This window comes from Stenotrophomonas sp. A3_2, assembly GCF_036624925.1.
Classification (GTDB): domain Bacteria; phylum Pseudomonadota; class Gammaproteobacteria; order Xanthomonadales; family Xanthomonadaceae; genus Stenotrophomonas; species Stenotrophomonas hibiscicola.
The window spans coordinates 88350-104873 of sequence record NZ_JAZKVY010000339.1 but is presented as its reverse complement, the minus strand read 5'-3'; the positions used below and the strand labels follow the sequence as shown (position 1 = coordinate 104873).

Genomic DNA, 16524 nt, shown 5'->3' with positions numbered 1-16524 from the left:
ATACGCATGAAGGGGAGCCGGGGGATGGCACTACTGGTCTGGCAGGACGATCTGAACATCGGCATCGATGTGATCGACCAACAACACCGCCGCATCATCGAGATGCTCAACCACCTGCACGTGGCACAGGCCAGCATGCAGCGTGCGGCGGTGGGTGAAGTGATCGACGAAGTGGTGGACTACACCATGTCGCACTTCGCGTTCGAGGAAGAGCTGATGGAAGAGGCGGGCTATCCGTTCTGTGCCGCGCACAAGCGCGTGCATGAGGTCTTCATCAAGCGGGTATCGGAATACCGCATGCGCTTCCAGGCCGGCGAGGACATCAGCGATGAACTGCGCACCATGCTCTCGCGCTGGCTGTTCAACCACATCCGCGGTGATGACCAGGCCTATGCCGAACAGGTCAAGGCGCACCTTAACCAGTTCGCCCGCGAACACCAGGGCGGCGGTTGGCTGGGGCGCACGCTCAAGCGCTTCTTTGGTTGAGCCGCAGCGCGCGCCGGTGCAGTGCCACCAGCGCGCACAGGGTCGCCACCGCGGTCAGGCACAGGTAGTAGCCCACCGCGACCAGGCCGAAGCGTTCGGCCAGCCAGGTGGCCAGGTACGGCGCCGGCGCCGCACCCAGAATGCCGGCCAGGTTGAATGACAGCGAGGCGCCGGTGTAGCGCACTTCCACCGGGTAGATTTCGGCCAGGAAGGTGCCACAGGGGCCGTAGGTCAGCCCCATCAGGAACAATCCCAGGCACAGGAACGCAGTGACCAGCCATGGGCTGTGCGGCTGGAACAGCGGTGCGAACAGCACGCCGAAGCCGACAATCAGCACGCTGGCGACGATCATGGTGCGACGCGTGCCCCAGCGGTCGCCATAGCGTGCCGACAGCGGGATGCCCAGCGCGAAGAACAGCATGCCGGCCATCTGCATCAGCAGGAACTGCTCGCGGCTGTAGCCCAGCACGGCGGTGCCATGGCCGAGGCTGAACACGGTCATCAGGTAGAACAGCACGAAGGTGGCGAACGCCCCCAGCGTGCCCAGCAGCATCGCCACCGGATGGTCACGCAGCACCGTCCACATCGGCAGCCGCACCGGTGCTTTGCGCTCCAGCGCCTGCCTGAAATCGGGGGTCTCGTGGATGTTCAGGCGCACCCACAGGCCGAGGCCGACCAGCAACGCGCTGGCCACGAACGGAATGCGCCAGCCCCACTGCAGGAAGTCGTCCTGGCTCAGGCAGCGGCCGAGCACCAGGAAAATGCCGGCCGACAGCAGGAAGCCAAGCGGCGCACCCAGCTGCGGGAACATGCCATACCAGGCGCGCTTGCCCGGCGGTGCGTTCTCAGTGGCCAGCAGCACCGCCCCGCCCCACTCGCCACCCAGCCCGAGGCCCTGGCCGAAGCGGCACAGCGCCAGCAACGCGGGGGCCCACAGGCCAATCTGTGCATGGGTGGGCAACAGGCCGATCAGCACCGTGGACATGCCCATGGTCAGCAGCGCGGCCACCAGCGTGGCCTTGCGGCCGATACGGTCACCGAAGTGGCCGAACACTGCCGAGCCCACCGGGCGCGCGATGAACGCGACCGCGAACGTTGCCAGTGACTGCAGCAGCGCCGCCTGCTCGCTGCTGTCCGGGAAGAACAGGTGCGGGAACACCAGCACGGCGGCCGTGGCGTAGATGTAGAAATCGAAGAATTCGATGGTGGTGCCGATCAGGCTGGCCAGCAGGACACGACGGGGGGAATTCACGGACGGCGCGGCAGCGGTGATCGTCGACATCGGCAACACGGGTAACGGCGGATCGCCCGATTCTGCCACGGGCCGATGGCCGCACGGGGCGATGGTTTCAGCCGACACCGATGCCAACGGAATTTTTCGGGCCACCCGCTAGGCTGCGCCACCGGTCCCTGCATGGACGCTTTGCCGATGACTGCAGTCGCGCTGTCGTGGTCCGATTCGCCGAAGCTGCCGCGGATGGCGGCGTGGCTGGTGGTACTGCTGGTGCATGGCGGGCTTGCGCTGTGGCTGCTGGACAGCGGCCGGATCGAACTGCGCAGCGACGACGGCCCACGGATCTTGCTGCGTTGGCTGCCACCGGAACTGCCGACGCCGGTAGCCAAGCAGCCCACCTTGCCCTCCGCACAGATGACGCGTCCGGCCGCATCGGTGATGCCCCGCCCTGCCCCGGTTGCGCAGGCAGACAGCGCCCAGCCTGCCGCGGAAAACGCGGCTGCGGTGGCGCCACTGATCCTGAGTCTGCCTGCGGGCAGCATCGACGGTGGTGACGGCATCAGCGCTGCGGGTGTCGCTCCGCGTCTTATTGGTCGCCGCGAGATACACCCGGCATTCGCGGCGCGCCGCAACTACTTCCCGATCCGTCGGCAGATGACCCCCGAGCAGATCGTGCATGGCGTCGCGCAACTGCTGGGTTTGTGGCCACCGGGCTACATCGTCGACCCGTGCGAGCTGGGCAAGCAGGACATGGACTATTTCCAGAACGCCGTCGAAGAAGCCGACCGCGACATGCTGCGTGCGGCGGTGCTGCAGGTGAGCGCGCGTTGCCGGTAGTCGCATTACTGTGGCGTCGAGCTTGCTCGACGGCTTTTCGCATTTTGTAGAGCCGAGCCATGCTCGGCTGCATTTCGCGAAGAGCAGTCGAGCATGGCTCGACTCTACAAAGAGCAAACAGCAGCCGAGCGTGGGCTCGGCTCTACGAAAAGCGCTCGGCGGGCGCGTCGTTACAACTGGATCCAGGTGGCCTTGATCTCGCTGTACTTGTCGAACGCATGCAGCGATTTGTCCCGGCCGTTGCCGGACTGCTTGTAGCCACCGAACGGGGCGGTCATGTCACCACCGTCCCAGCCGTTCACCCAGACGCTGCCGGCGCGCAGCTGGCGTGCGACACGATGGGCGCGGCCCAGGTCACGCGTCCACAGGCCCGCCGCCAATCCATAGCGGCTGTCATTGGCCACGCGCACCGCTTCGGCCTCGTCGTCGAAACCAAGCACGGCCAGCACTGGCCCGAACACTTCCTCGCGTGCCAACGCGTGGTCCGGACGCACCTGGTCGAACACCGTGGGCTGCACGTAGCAGCCGCCGGACTCCACCTCGGCCCGATGGCCCCCCATCAGCAGACGAGCGCCCTCGCCTTCGGCACGGGCGATATCGGCCAGCACCTTGTCCACGTGCGCGGCGTCGACCAGCGCACCCATCGGTGCATCGGCCTCCAGTGGATGGCGGGGCTGCATGTGCTGGCCATAGGCAATCACCTGGTGCACGAAGTCCTCACGGATCGAGCGCTGCACCAGCAGCCGCGAGCCAGCGGTGCAGACTTCGCCCTGGTTGAAGAAGATGCCCTGCGCCACGGCCTTGGCCGCTGCGTCCAGGTCCGGCGCGTCGGCGAACACCAGGTGGGGGCTCTTGCCACCGCATTCCAGCCAGACCCGCTTGAGGTTGGACCGTCCTGCATACTCCAGCAGCTTCGCACCGGTGGCGGTGGAACCGGTGAAGGCCAGCACGTCCACATCCATGTGCAGCGCCAAGGGCTCGCCCACGCGCGCACCATGGCCGGGCAGCACGTTCAGCACTCCGTCCGGCAGGCCCGCCTCGGCCGCCAGCGCCGCCAGCCGCAACGCCGACAGTGGCGAACGCTCGGACGGCTTGAGGACCACCGAATTGCCCATCGCCAGTGCCGGCGCGATCTTCCAGCAGGCCATCAGCAACGGGAAATTCCATGGCACGACCGCCGCCACCACGCCGGCAGGCTCGCGCGTGACCAGCCCCAGCTCGTGTGGGCCGGTCGGCGCGATTTCCCCGTACAGCTTGTCCACCGCTTCGGCGGTCCAGGCCAGGCAGCGCACCACGCCGGGCAGGTCGATACGGCGTGCGTCGCGCACCGGCTTGCCCATATCCAGGGTTTCCAGCAGCGCCAGCTCATCGGCGTGCTTCTCCACCAGCGCGGCCAGCGCCAGCAACACGCGCTTGCGATGCGCCGGGCTGGCCTGCGACCAGTGGCCCGCATCGAAGGCACGCCGCGCCGCCAGCACTGCGCGCTCCACGTCCTGTGCATCGCAGTCGGCGACCGCCGCGAGCACACGGCCATCGATGGGGCTGATGCAGTCGAAGCGGGCGCCGCTGGCGGCGTCGGTGTAGCGGCCATCGATGAAGGCCTGGCCGGGCATCGAAAGCTGCTGCGACAACGCCTGCCAGTGGCTGCGGTGGGGAAAGTCGGCCATGTCGGGCTCCACGGAACAGTTTCCCCGGTTATACCGGCGCGACCGCGACTTCACCGTGACGTGGCTGCGCTACATTTCCCTCATCGGACCCGACGGAGCTGGCATGAAGCGTCCCGGAAGCGACCTGCACGACCTTGCTACCCAGCGCCCGGAATCACTGGAGGCGTACTGGATGCCGTTCACCTCCAACCGCCAGTACAAGGCGGCGCCGCGTGTGCTGGTGCGTGCCGAGGGCATGCACTACGAGGATGTCGACGGCCGCCAGATCCTCGACGGTACCGCCGGCCTGTGGTGCTGCAACGCCGGCCACGCGCGGCCGCGCATCGTCGAGGCCATCGTCGAGCAGGCACGCACGCTGGATTACTCGCCCGCCTTCCAGATGGGCTCGCCGCCGGCATTCGCGCTGGCGCAGCGGCTGGCCGCATTGGCACCAACGCCCCTGAACCATGTGTTCTTCACAAGCTCCGGCTCGGAGGCGGTGGATACCGCGATGAAGATCGTGCTGGCCTACCACCGCCAGCGCGGCGAGGGCCAGCGCACGCGCTTCATCAGCCGCGAGAAGGCCTACCACGGCGTCGGCTTCGGCGGCATGGCACTAGGCGGCTTGCCCAACAACCGCAGGGCGTTCGGCCTGCAGCTGGGCGGCGTGGACTACCTGCGCCACACCCTGGACCTGCAGCGCAATGCATTCAGCAGGGGCCTGCCGCGCCAGGGCGCTGAACTGGCCGACGACCTGGAGCGGCTGATCGCGCTGCATGACGCCTCGACCATCGCGGCGGTCTTCGTCGAGCCCATCGCTGGGTCCGCCGGGGTCATCCTGCCGGCGCCGGGCTACCTGCAGCGCCTGCGCGAGCTGTGCGATCACCACGGCATCCTGCTGGTGTTCGATGAGGTCATCACCGGCTTCGGCAGGGTCGGCATGCCCTTCGCCGCACAGCGCTTCGGGGTCACCCCCGACCTGCTGACCTTCGCCAAGGCGGTCAGCAACGGCGCGGTGCCGCTGGGCGGCGTGCTGGCCAGCGATGCGGTGCACGCTACGCTGATGCAGGCGCCACCGCAGGCCATCGAGCTGTTCCACGGCTATACCTACTCTGGTCACCCGCTGGCCTGTGCGGCCGCGCTGGCCACTCTGGAGGTCTACGCCGAGGAGCGCCTGTTCGAGCGGGCCATCGAACTGGGCGAATACTGGCAGGAACGGCTGCATGCGCTGCAGGGCCTGCCCAACGTGATCGACATCCGCAACTTCGGGCTGGTCGGGGCGGTCGAGTTGGCGCCACGCCGGGACATGCCCGGCAGCCGCGGCTACGAGGTGTTCCGGCGCTGCTTCCACGATGGCCGGCTGCTGGTGCGCTGTACCGGTGACATCATCGCGCTGTCGCCCCCGCTGATCGTGGACAAGGCGCAGATCGACCAGATCACCGGCACGCTGGGCGAGATGATCCGGGCCACCGCCTGAGCCCTGGCCGGCGGCGGCGAGCGGGTACAATGGGCGGTTCCGCTCCTGCTCGCTGCCGTGCCCATGGATATCGTCGTCAAAGAAGAACTCAAGGCCTATATCGACCCGCTGACTGCGGACGAACATGACGCGCTGGAGCGCAGCATCCTGGCCGAGGGCTGTCGTGACGCGCTGGTCCTGTGGGGCAACGTACTGGTCGACGGCCACAACCGCTTCGGCATCTGCCAGAAGCATGGCCTGCCCTTCAACACCGTACAGAACACCCGCTTCCAGAGCATGGAAGACGTGCACCTGTGGATGATCGAGCAGCACCTGGGCCGTCGCAGCGTGTCCGACTTCCAGCGCGGCGTGCTGGCGCTGCGCAAGCGCGACATCCTGGCCGCCCGCAAGCAGGTCGAGCAGGCGCAGCTGCAGCGCGAGAGCGACGGCACCGCGGACATCACCGACGAAGGCGGCGAAGACAGCCCGCCGTGGGAGCCGGCCCCGAAGCTCAGCCGTGCTGAGCTGGCCCGCGAAGCCAAGCTGAGTACCAGCCAGGTCGGCATGATCGAGCGCATCCATGCCCAGGCTGCACCCGAAGTGGTGGAGGCGGTGAAGGCCGGCGTGATCTCGATCAGCGCCGCTGCGGCCGTGGCCGACCTGCCCGAAGAGGAGCAGCGCGCTGCCGCCGCCGGTGGCAAGGACGAGCTGAAGCAGGCCGCCAAGCGCGTGCGCGAGTCCAAGCGCAAGCCGCGCGCGCCGAAGCCGGAAGCAGCCGAGATGGATTTCGAGGAGGCAAATGAGGACGAGATCGCCAGCCGCGATGCCGAAGTGCTGTTGGCGCTGGAACAGCTGGGCGAGGATGCCCCGGCCCTGCGCCGCCGCGTGGTCGCGTTGACCCGCGAGAACGACACCCTGCGCGCGCAGCTGGCCGCGCTGCGCAAGCAGCTGGAAGCGCTTTAAAAAACGCGAACCTCTCATGTAGAGCCGAGCCCCTGCTCGGCTGCGGTTTGCCGCGCGCAAGGCAGCCGAGCATGGGCTCGGCTCTACAGGCAGGCATCACCGGGCTGCGGTTAGACTCGTGCAATGACGCCTGCCCACGATCCGCGCCGCGCCCAGCTGCGGCGCCTGAAAGCCCTCGCACTGGGCCTGCTGCTGTTGATGCTGGCCGGATTCGCGATCAGCCACTGGCAGGGCGAGCGCGGCATCTGGGCCTGGGTCTCGGCCTTCTGCGAAGCAGCGGCCGTGGGCGCGCTGGCCGACTGGTTCGCTGTGGTCGCGCTGTTCCGGCGGCCGATGGGCCTGCCGATCCCGCACACCGCGATCATCCCGCGCAGCAAGGAACGCATCGGCGACAGCCTTGCGCTGTTCGTGCGCGACCAGTTCCTGGAGCCGGGGGTGCTGCTGGCCAAGCTGCAGGTGTTCGATCCGGCCAGCCGCCTCGGCAGCTGGCTGGCCGACCCGGCACGCTCGCGCATGCTGGCCGACATGGCCCGCGGCTGGGCGCTGCAGGCACTGGATTTCTTCGACGAAACCGCCGTACGCCGCCAGCTGCACGCCTTTGTGGTGCAGCAGCTGCGGCAGTGGAATGCCGCCGCCACCGCCGGTGAGCTGCTGGCCCTGCTGACCGCCGATGGGCGCCACCAGCGCGTGCTGGACGAGGGCCTGCAGCGCCTGGGACGCTGGCTGGAGCAGCCGGAAGTGAAGGAGCGCGCCTCGCAGCTGATCGTGCGTTACATCCAGCGCGAATGGCCGACGCTGTCGAGCACGGTGAACTGGGTCAAGCCGATCGACGAGATCGGCGACAGCCTGGCCGAACGCCTGGCCCGCGCGGTGCTGGAAGAGCTGCAGCAGGTGCTGGCCGAGCCGCAGCATCCGCTGCGCCAGGACTACGAGACTTGGTTGCAGAACTACGTGCAGCGCCTGCGCGAGGATCCGGCGCTGGCCGAGCGCATCGAGCAGCTCAAGCAGGAAATGATCGACCACCCGGCCCTGCAGGAGTACGTGCAGGGGCTGTGGGCGCGCATCCACGCCAGCCTGCGGGCGGACCTGCAGCGCGAGGATTCGGCGCTGGTCGGCCACCTGCAGCGCAGCCTGGGTTCGCTCGGTGCCAGCCTGCAGGCCGACCCGGCGCTGCGCGAGGCACTGAACCAGCATCTGATGGAAGGTGCGCAGCGCCTGACCGGGCGCCTGCGCGAGGGCGTCACCACGCATATCGCGCAGACCGTGAAGGGCTGGGACGAGCGGCACCTGGTCGAACAGCTGGAACTGAGCGTGGGCCGTGACCTGCAGTTCATCCGCTTCAACGGCACCCTGGTCGGCGGGCTGATCGGCCTGCTGCTGCACGCTGCGACGGTCCTTTTCCACTTCTGAAGCCTCCCTGCACGGGAGCGGGTGCCGTCACGCTTGATTAACGAAATGAGAATGCCTATCATTTGCTAATCGGTTGTACGCTTAGCCAAGCGGGGCACGGAAGCACGCACCCACCCGCCCCTTCGCCCGTGTACATCCCCCGACTACCGGGTCGCCCGCACTGCGCGGGTGGCGCACCGTCGATGGGACTCGCTGGGCGACGTGCGCGGAGCGCGCGGTTGCTGCGTCTGCGCATTCCATCGCCTGTTTCGTCCTGCATGGAATCGCACCGATGGCAATGCCGCTCAACCTCCCTCGTCCCTCTCTGCTGGCCCTGGCCGTGACCGCACTGATGATCGCTCCGCTGGCACACGCCGACGGCACCGCTGAATCTTCCGCGCGCACGCTGGACACCGTGAAGGTGACCGCCGATGGCGAGATTCCGAACAGCTACACGGTGAAGAACGCGCGCAGCGCGACCAGGCTGGACCTGTCGTTGCGCGAGACGCCACAGTCGGTGACCGTGATCACCCGCCAGCGCCTGGACGACATGGGCCTGTTCTCGCTGTCGGACGTGATGGGCCAGGTGACCGGCGTCAGCGTGTCGGTCACCGACAGCGAGCGCATCAACTATGTTTCGCGCGGCTACACCATCGACAATTTCCAGATCGACGGCATGCTCAACACGTTCGGTGGCTCGGTCAAGACCAACACCGACAGCGTGATCTACGAGCGTATCGAGGTGATCCGTGGCGCCACCGGCCTGACCACCGGCGCCGGCGATCCCTCCGGCACCATCAGCATGATCCGCAAGCGCCCCACCGACACCTTCCAGATGGGCGCCAACCTCACCGTGGGACGCTGGGGCAACCGCCGCCTGGAAGCCGATCTCGGTGGTCCGGTTGCCTGGGACGGCCGCATCCGTGCGCGCGTGGTCGCGGCCAAGCAGCAGAGCGATTCATTCCGTGATGTCTATTCGCTCGACAAGGATGTGTTCTACGGCATCGTGCAGGCCGACCTGAGCGACAGCACGCTGTTCGAAGTGGGCTACGAATACCAGTCGCCGCGTACCACCGGCGTGACCTGGGGCGTGGTGCCGTACTGGGGCGCCGATGGCACGCCAGCCAACCTGCCTCGCTCGACCAACCTGTCGGCCTCGTGGAGCGCCTGGCCGATCGTGGAGAAGACCAGCTTCGCGCGGCTGGAGCAGCAGCTCGGCAACGGCTGGTCGGTGAAGGGCAATATCAGCCACGCCGTGCGTGATACCGACGGCAGCGTCTGGTACGGCGCCGCCGGCAATCCGCGTGCCGATGGAACCGGCGTCACCGCCTACATCTCTCACTTCAACGAGCACAGCACGATGGACGTGTTCGACGTCAACGTCGGCGGCCCGTTCCAGCTGTTCGGTCGCGAGCACGAACTGGTGTTCGGCCTGGGCCAGTCGGTGCGCAAGGGCGAGTCGGAAGGCATGGACTTCGACTACGACGATGCCTATGCCGTGGTGCCGGACTGGCGCCACTGGACCGGCAATGTGCCGGTGCTGCCGGTGACCCGCCTGGGCAGGCTGTCTTCGCAGAATGAACTGCGCCAGCGCGCAGCCTACGTTGCCGCGCGGCTGCGCCTGGCCGACCCGCTGCTGGCGGTGGCAGGCGCGCGCTACGGCAGCTGGGAAACCCGCAGCTGGGCCTATGGCTACGATGCCAATGGCAACCGCAATCGCACCACCCGCACCGGCTACAGGCCGGACGACATGCTCACCCCGTATGCCGGCCTGGTCTTCGACTTCAATTCGATCTTCAGCGGCTATGTCAGCTACACCGACATCTTCAAGCCGCAGAACTACCGCGACCGCAATGGCAACTACCTGGAGCCGGTGGTCGGCAACATGTACGAAGCAGGCGTCAAGGCCGAGTTCTTCGGCGGCCTGCTCAATGCCTCGGCCGCCGTGTTCGAGGGCAAGCAGGACAACGTCGCCGAGATCGATGATTCGGTGCCGGTGAACTCGCTGCCCGACGGCAGCCAGGCCTACCGCTCCACCGGCAAGGGCAACAAGGTCAAGGGCTGGGAGATCGAAACCCAGGGCAGCATCGGCGAGCAGTGGAACGTCTCGGCCGGTTTCGCCACACCGTCATCCGCAACAAGGACGGCGTGCTGCAGCGGACCACCGCCCCGCAGGATACCTTCCGGCTCAACACCAGCTGGCGCCCTGGCGGTATCGACGGCCGCTTCTGGCTGGGTGGTGGCGTGACCTGGCAGAGCAGCATCTGGAATACCAGCACCAAACCCGACCGCAGCAAGGCCAGGATCACCCAGGACGCGTTCTACCTGGTCAACCTCGCCGGCGGCTACCGCTTCAACGAGAACTTCAGCGCCCAGCTGAACATCAACAACCTGCTGGACAAGAAGTATTTCAACAACGTCGGTTTCTACAACGGCGTGTACTGGGGCGAACCACGCAATGTCACCGTGACGCTGCGCTGGAAGCTCTGACCCTGATGGATGGCACCGGTTCTGCGACCGGTGCCAGGCCAGGGATGGCCTCCTCCGGCGCACTGCGGTGCGCCGGCCCTCTTCCACTGAAACCTGCAGGAACGCCGTGGACCGCTCGCCCGCAACCGCCAGCCCCCGCACCTTCTTCTCCAACCCGCGCTGGGGCGTGCTGTCACGTTCGTTGGCCGCGATCTTCGGCGGCTATGCGCTGGCCTCGGTGACCAGCGTGTTCTGCGCGGTGGCGCTGCCCGGCGCGCGCGGCCAGACCGTGCTGACCGGCATGCTGCTGGCGATCCTGGTCGCCGCCTGCGCGGCGTTGTGGGCGTTCGCCACCCGCAGCGCGCTGCGTGCGTGGGTCGGCATCCTCGCCCCCGCCCTGCTGATGGCTGCCATCGCGCGCATGCTGGGGGCCTGGGCATGAAGAACGGATTCCGCCAGTCGATGGCCTGGCTGCACACCTGGACCGGCCTGCTGGTCGGCTGGTTGCTGCTGCTGATCTTCATGGCCGGCACCGCCAGCTATTACCGCGAGGAAATCAGCCGCTGGATGCGCCCGGAGCTGCCGTCCAGCAACGTCAGCATCGACGTGGCCGCGCAGCGCGCGGTGGCCTACCTGCAGGCCAATGCGAGCCACGCCGAGAACTGGTTCGTCACCCTGCCGCAGCCGCGCAACCCGGCCATGCAGATGTTCTGGCGGCAGCCACCGGAACTGGCCGACCCCAGCCGTGGCCGCCGCGGTGGCTTCGGCGACGCCACGCTGGACCCGAACAGCGGCCAGGCACTGAAGGCGCGCGAGACGCGTGGAGGCGACTTCTTCTACCGCCTGCACTTCGACCTGCACTACATCCCGGTGTACTGGGCGCGCTACCTGGTCGGGTTCTGCGCGATGTTCATGCTGGTGGCGATCATCACCGGCGTGATCACCCACAAGAAGATCTTCAAGGACTTCTTCACCTTCCGCAAGGACAAGGGCCTGCGCTCCTGGCTCGACTTCCACAACGTCAGCGCGGTGATGGCGCTGCCGTACCACGCGATGATCACCTACACCGGCATCGTCACCCTGATGATCATGTACCTGCCGTGGGGAGTGAAGGTCGCCTACCCCCAGGACGAGGACAAATTCATCAGCGAGGCTTTCGGCGGCCTTCCGGAAGTGACCTCGCCCGCCGAGGGCCGCGCCACGCCGCTGCCGATCGCACAGTTGCTGGACAGCGCACGCGCGCATTGGCACGGCGTGGAGGTGGCCGGTTTCACCGTGTCCAATCCGGGGGCGGCCAATGCGGTGATCGACATCCGCCAGCGCGATGGCAAGCGCCTGTCCATCGACACCCCGGCCGTGCGTTACGACATGGTCAGCGGTGCTCTGCTTGAGGAAACGCCGCCATCGGGCGGTGCCACCGCCACCCGTGGTGTGCTGTACGGCCTGCACCTGGCGCGTTTTGCGGACTGGGGCCTGCGTGCACTGTTCTTCCTGTCCGGTCTGGTGGGCTGCCTGATGGTCGCCAGCGGCGTGGTGCTGTGGGCGGTGAAGGAACGACCGAAGCATGCCAAGAGTGGACGCACCGGCTTCGGCCTTCGCCTGGTCGATGCGCTCAACATCGGCACCGTGGCTGGCCTGCCGATCGCCTTCGCGGCGTACTTCTGGGGCAACCGCCTGCTGCCGCTGGACATCGCCGAGCGCGCGAGTGCGGAGGCCAACGTATTCTTCTACGCTTGGGCCGGCGCGCTGCTGGCCGCCTTCATCTGGCCGAAGCGAATGATGTGGGCGTGGCAGCTCTACCTGGGCGCGGCCGCGTTCGCACTGGTGCCGGTGGTCAATGCGTTGACCACGCATGCGCACCTGGGCAACACCCTGCGCAACGGCGACTGGGTACTGGCCGGCGTCGATCTTTCGATGATCGTCTTCGGCGCAATGCTGGCGATGTGCGGCTGGCGCATGCAGCGCTGGACGCCACCGCTGAGCGCGGCCGAGAAGAAGAAGCGTGCGGCGGCGGCGCCAGTGGCTGTGGTCGAAACCGCCGAAGCGGAGGCCAGTGCATGATGCTGCTGGCGTTGACCCTGTCGTTTTCCGCGTTCACCGCGCTGTCGCTGGCGATGGAAAGACACCAGTACGACCTGCACGGCAAGGCTGCGGCCAGCCCGGCACGGCGCACGCAGTGGCGGGTGCTGGGCTGGGCCCTGCTGACGGTGGCGTTCGCGTTGTGCGTGGCCGATCACGGCTGGGCGATGGGCCCGGTGCTGTGGCTGGGCGCAATGACCATGTGCGGCGTGGCACTCTCGTTCGGGCTGTATCCGTACCGGCCGAAGTGGATCGCACCGCTGGCGATCACGCTGCCGGCGCTGGGGCTGGTGGTGGCGTTGCTGTAACCGCCATCCACGCATGGCGTGGATCTACTGAACAACCATCCAGGCATGGCGTGGATCCACCGGCCAGACAGGGGTAGTGCCTGCCGCTGGCCGGCACCTCATGAACCCTTTGCGGATCTGACACCGTTGCCGGCCAGCGGCCGGCACTACCGGGCTTACCCCAGCCGCTTCAGTTCCCATGCGCGGTGGATGCGCGCGTTGCGCTCGAAATCCGGACCGATGGTGCGTGCGGTGATCTCGCGGCACTGGGCGAATTCGGCGATGGCGTTCTCTTCCAGCTTGAAGCGGCGGAAGTTGTTGGAGAAGTACAGCACGCCACCCGGTGCCAGCCGGGCCACCGCCGCCCGCAGCAGCTTCACCTGTTCGCGCTGCACGTCGAAATCATCGGCGCGGGCGGAGTTGGAGAAAGTCGGTGGATCACAGAAGATCACGTCGTACTGGCCGCGGTCGCCTTCCAGCCAGGCCATCGCGTCGGCCTGGACCAGCAGGTGCTGGTTGCCCCCCTGCCCGTTCAGCGCAAGGTTGTCGTAGCACCACTGCAGGTAGGTGGCCGACAGGTCGACGCTGGTGGTGCTGGCGGCACCGGCCACGGCGGCCTGCACGCTGGCCACGCCGGTGTAGCAGAACAGGTTCAGGAAACGCTTGCCACGCACCTGCTCGGCCATCATCCGGCGCAGCGGGCGATGGTCAAGGAACAGGCCGGTGTCCAGGTAGTCGAACAGGTTCACCTGCAGCAGTGCATGGTTCTCGCGCACCACGATGAACTCGTCGCGCTGCTCGAAGCGGCCGTACTTGCTGCCGCCCTTGCCGCGCTCGCGCGACTTCATCGACACCTGCTCCGGCGGCACGCCGAATACTTCGCGCGCGGCGGCCAGCAGCTCGTTGCGGCGGCGGCGCACGTCGTTCTCGGGAATCGCCGCCGGTGCCGCGTACTCCTGCACATGCAGGAAGGTGCGGCGCCTGCCCCCCTCTTCCTCGTAGACGTCGATGGCCGCCGCGTACTCCGGCAGGTCGGCGTCGTAGGCGCGGAAGCAGGTGATGTCCTCGCGGGCACGCCAGCTCTTGAACTTCTTCAGGTTCTTGCGCAGCCGGTTGGCCACCATCTGCGCGCCTTCGCTCAGCTCGCGCGGCTGTGCCGGATCACGACCCGGCACGGCAATCGGATCGCAGACGATCAGCGCGCATTCCAGCGCACCGTTGAACATCTGGTACTTCTTGCTGGCGCGCAGGCCAGTGGCGAAGGCCAGCTCGTCATTGCCGCACAGCAGGCTGGCACGCCACTGCGGCACGGCCTTCTGCAGGGCATTGCCCAGTGCACGGTACAACGCCGGATCGGCAGCCAGGCGTTCGTCGTACGGCGGGTTACAGACCACCGCTCCGATCTCCTGTTCGGGCGCGGCCAGGTCGGCGACATCGGCGCGGGTGAAGCGGATCGCGTGGGCGACGCCGGCAACCTCTGCATTCTCGCGGGCGGCCTGGATCGCGGCCGGGTCGATATCGCTGCCATGGATGACCGGCTTCAGCGCGGCCAGGCCGGCCGCTTCGCGCTCGCGTGCTTCGCTCTGGATGGACTTCCAGGCCGCCTTGTCGAAGCCCAGCCAACGGCTCGGCGGCAGGCTGCCATGCCGCATCAGGCCAGGGGCGACGTCGGCGGCCATCAGTGCACCTTCGATCAGCAGCGTGCCGCTGCCACACATCGGGTCCAGCAGGCCGCCTCCGGCGGTGTGCAGGCGCGGCCACTGCGCGCGCAGCAGCAGCGCGGCGGCCAGGTTTTCCTTCAGCGGCGCCTCGTGGGCGGCACCGCGCCAGCCACGGCGATGCAGCGGGCCACCGCCGAGGTCGATCGACAGCGAAGCACGGCCCTTGCGCAGCGACAGGTTGACGCGCACATCGGGCAGGTCGGTGTTGACCGAGGGGCGCTCCAGGCCTTCATCACGCATCCGGTCGACGATGGCGTCCTTGATCCGCTGCGCGGCAAAGCGCGCATGGGTGATCTTGTCACCGGACACGTGTGCGTCCACCGCCAGGGTCATCTCCGGCGTGATGTGCTCGTGCCACGGCAGCGCACGCACGCCGTCATACAGGGCCTGCTCGTCCGGGCAGTCGAATTCGTCGATCGGCCACAGCACGCGGCTGGCCAGGCGCGACCACATCACGATCCGCAGCGCCTGCGCCAGTTCGCCCTCGGCGTTGACGCCGGCAATGGTGGCGGTGGCCTTGGCAAGGCCCAGGGCCGACAGTTCATCGGCAAGCAGGTATTCCAGGCCCTTGGCGCAGGAGACGAAGAATTTCACGGGGTCGGTTCGCAGGTGGTCGGGCGCGGCACAGGGGCCGGGCCGGTCGGAAAGGAGGGCCGTAGGCACGGCCGGCAGGCCCGCGCCGGGGGCGGCGGGGCTGCCATTGTAGTCAATGCGGGCGGGCGCGCCGTGCGCCCCGGCTTCACAGTTGCCGCAGCAGGCGCTCGAAGGCCTGCGCAGAGGCCTCCACGTGGCGCTCCAGGCGGTGGCCATCGTCAACCAGCAGCAACTGCGCCGAACGCGCCTGCGCCCAGGCAATCACGCCGGCAGCCGGTACCACGTCGTCATGCCAGGCCTGCACCACCGTGGTCGGCACCGCAGCGGCGTCCAGCGCCGGCATCGGGCCCATGGTGGTCGGCGGCACCATCAGGAACAGGCCGGCTACCGGCACCTGCAGCGAGGCGATGGCGGAAATGTAGGCGCCCAGGCTGGAGCCGGCCAGTACCACCGGCCCCTGACGGGCAGCGATGGCGGCGCGTTCAACCAGACGGCGCAGGCGGGTCGGCACGTCGCCCACCCGGCTGACCTCGCTCATCGCGTCCAGATCGGTGTAGTCGGGGCGCTCGTGGGTCCAGCCCAGGCGTTGGGCCACCTCGGCCAGCGCGGTGACCTTGGTCGCCTCCGGGCCGCTTTCGAAGCCATGGGAGAGGATGCAGTGGCCGCGACTCATGCGCGTGCTCCGTGGGCGCGGGCCAACCAGGAAAGAGAAGGCAGGTTCATGCCGCAATGCTAGCATCGCCGGATGCCCAACCCGCTCCTGCCCGGCCTGCAGCTGCAGCCCCTGCCCTACCACGACCGACTGCCGCTGCGCGATCCGGCCACGCTGGAGATGGTGGTGATCCACTGCACCGAGCTGCCCGATCTGGCGACGGCCCGCGAGTACGGCGAGCGCGTGCTGTATGACAGCGGTGCCGGCAACAGCGGGCACTTCTACATCGACCGCGATGGCAGCGTGGTGCAGTACGTTGCGCCCGAACGCGTGGCCCACCACGTGCGCGGCATGAACGCGCATACGCTGGGCATCGAGCTGGTCAATACCGGGCGCTACCCGCACTGGTTCGACAGCCGTCACCAGGCGATGGACGAGGCCTACACCGAGGCGCAACTGAAAGCGCTGGAGCGGCTGCTGCAGGTGCTGGTGGTGCGCTATCCGTCGCTGCAGCGGATTGCCGGGCATGACCAGCTGGACCTGGAGCAGGTGCCGGCCAGCGATGATCCGACGCTGAGGGTGGCACGCAAACGCGACCCGGGCCCATTGTTCCCTTGGGCGCGGGTGCTGGCGAAGGTGCCGCTGCAGCCGGTTGGGTAAGCGGCAGGGCTGCGCCCTGCACCTGCGGTAGTGCCGGCCGCTGGCCGGCAA

Annotated in this window: 13 protein-coding genes and 1 pseudogene; 10 read left to right on the top strand and 4 right to left on the bottom strand. The window is 67.8% G+C overall.

What is annotated here, in order from left to right; translation table 11 throughout:
• Positions 1–24 precede the first annotated feature (24 nt).
• The gene (locus R5H29_RS17295) at positions 25–486 is read left to right on the top strand and encodes a bacteriohemerythrin (RefSeq protein ID WP_004151683.1); all 462 of its coding nucleotides are present in this window, start codon (positions 25–27) and stop codon (positions 484–486) included.
• Here R5H29_RS17295 and R5H29_RS17290 read toward each other — a convergent pair.
• Positions 467–1759, bottom strand: a complete 1293-nt coding sequence (locus tag R5H29_RS17290) for an MFS transporter (protein ID WP_332329563.1) — start codon at positions 1757–1759, stop codon at positions 467–469. The two genes, R5H29_RS17295 and R5H29_RS17290, sit on opposite strands and share 20 nt — an antisense overlap.
• A 156-nt stretch (positions 1760–1915) precedes the next feature.
• Here R5H29_RS17290 and R5H29_RS17285 point away from each other — a divergent pair, with 156 nt between their 5' ends.
• Entirely contained in the window at positions 1916–2557 is a 642-nt protein-coding gene (locus R5H29_RS17285) for a hypothetical protein (protein ID WP_058979502.1), read from the top strand.
• Positions 2558–2727: 170 nt separating this feature from the next.
• Here R5H29_RS17285 and R5H29_RS17280 read toward each other — a convergent pair whose 3' ends face one another.
• On the bottom strand, positions 2728–4224 hold the full coding sequence (locus R5H29_RS17280) for an aldehyde dehydrogenase (RefSeq protein WP_111097881.1): 1497 nt from the start codon (positions 4222–4224) through the stop codon (positions 2728–2730).
• 103 nt (positions 4225–4327) lie between these two features.
• Between R5H29_RS17280 and R5H29_RS17275 the strand changes: the two genes are divergently transcribed.
• The 7 genes and pseudogenes from R5H29_RS17275 to R5H29_RS17245 all read left to right on the top strand — a co-directional run bounded on the left by R5H29_RS17275 (position 4328) and on the right by R5H29_RS17245 (position 12867).
• Positions 4328–5680, top strand: a complete 1353-nt coding sequence (locus tag R5H29_RS17275) for an aspartate aminotransferase family protein (RefSeq protein ID WP_111097880.1) — start codon at positions 4328–4330, stop codon at positions 5678–5680.
• Positions 5681–5743: 63 nt separating this feature from the next.
• Complete coding sequence (locus R5H29_RS17270; protein ID WP_019659062.1) at positions 5744–6622, top strand: hypothetical protein; 879 nt, start codon at positions 5744–5746, stop codon at positions 6620–6622.
• A gap of 123 nt (positions 6623–6745) precedes the next feature.
• Positions 6746–8032 carry a DUF445 domain-containing protein gene (locus R5H29_RS17265; protein ID WP_134734933.1) on the top strand — a complete coding sequence of 429 codons (1287 nt, stop codon included), beginning with the start codon at positions 6746–6748 and terminating at the stop codon, positions 8030–8032.
• 271 nt (positions 8033–8303) lie between these two features.
• Positions 8304–10501, top strand: a pseudogene (locus R5H29_RS17260) (TonB-dependent siderophore receptor).
• A gap of 106 nt (positions 10502–10607) precedes the next feature.
• Positions 10608–10922 carry a DUF3649 domain-containing protein gene (locus tag R5H29_RS17255; RefSeq protein WP_010486186.1) on the top strand — a complete coding sequence of 105 codons (315 nt, stop codon included), beginning with the start codon at positions 10608–10610 and terminating at the stop codon, positions 10920–10922.
• Positions 10919–12541: a PepSY-associated TM helix domain-containing protein gene (locus R5H29_RS17250; protein ID WP_332329534.1), complete on the top strand. Its 1623-nt coding sequence runs from the start codon at positions 10919–10921 to the stop codon at positions 12539–12541. Before R5H29_RS17255 ends, R5H29_RS17250 begins: the two co-directional genes overlap by 4 nt.
• Entirely contained in the window at positions 12538–12867 is a 330-nt protein-coding gene (locus R5H29_RS17245) for a DUF3325 domain-containing protein (protein ID WP_019659066.1), read from the top strand. Before R5H29_RS17250 ends, R5H29_RS17245 begins: the two co-directional genes overlap by 4 nt.
• Before the next feature lie 155 nt (positions 12868–13022).
• On the opposite strand, the gene rlmKL is transcribed toward R5H29_RS17245, so the two are convergent.
• Together rlmKL and R5H29_RS17235 are read right to left on the bottom strand one after the other, a co-directional pair.
• Positions 13023–15161 (bottom strand): bifunctional 23S rRNA (guanine(2069)-N(7))-methyltransferase RlmK/23S rRNA (guanine(2445)-N(2))-methyltransferase RlmL, encoded by a 2139-nt coding sequence (rlmKL, locus tag R5H29_RS17240; protein WP_332329533.1) that lies wholly within the window; start codon positions 15159–15161, stop codon positions 13023–13025.
• 145 nt (positions 15162–15306) lie between these two features.
• Positions 15307–15834 carry an alpha/beta hydrolase gene (locus R5H29_RS17235; RefSeq protein ID WP_024958728.1) on the bottom strand — a complete coding sequence of 176 codons (528 nt, stop codon included), beginning with the start codon at positions 15832–15834 and terminating at the stop codon, positions 15307–15309.
• Positions 15835–15906: 72 nt separating this feature from the next.
• Between R5H29_RS17235 and R5H29_RS17230 the strand changes: the two genes are divergently transcribed.
• Entirely contained in the window at positions 15907–16473 is a 567-nt protein-coding gene (locus tag R5H29_RS17230) for an N-acetylmuramoyl-L-alanine amidase (RefSeq protein ID WP_019659069.1), read from the top strand.
• Positions 16474–16524: the final 51 nt, after the last annotated feature.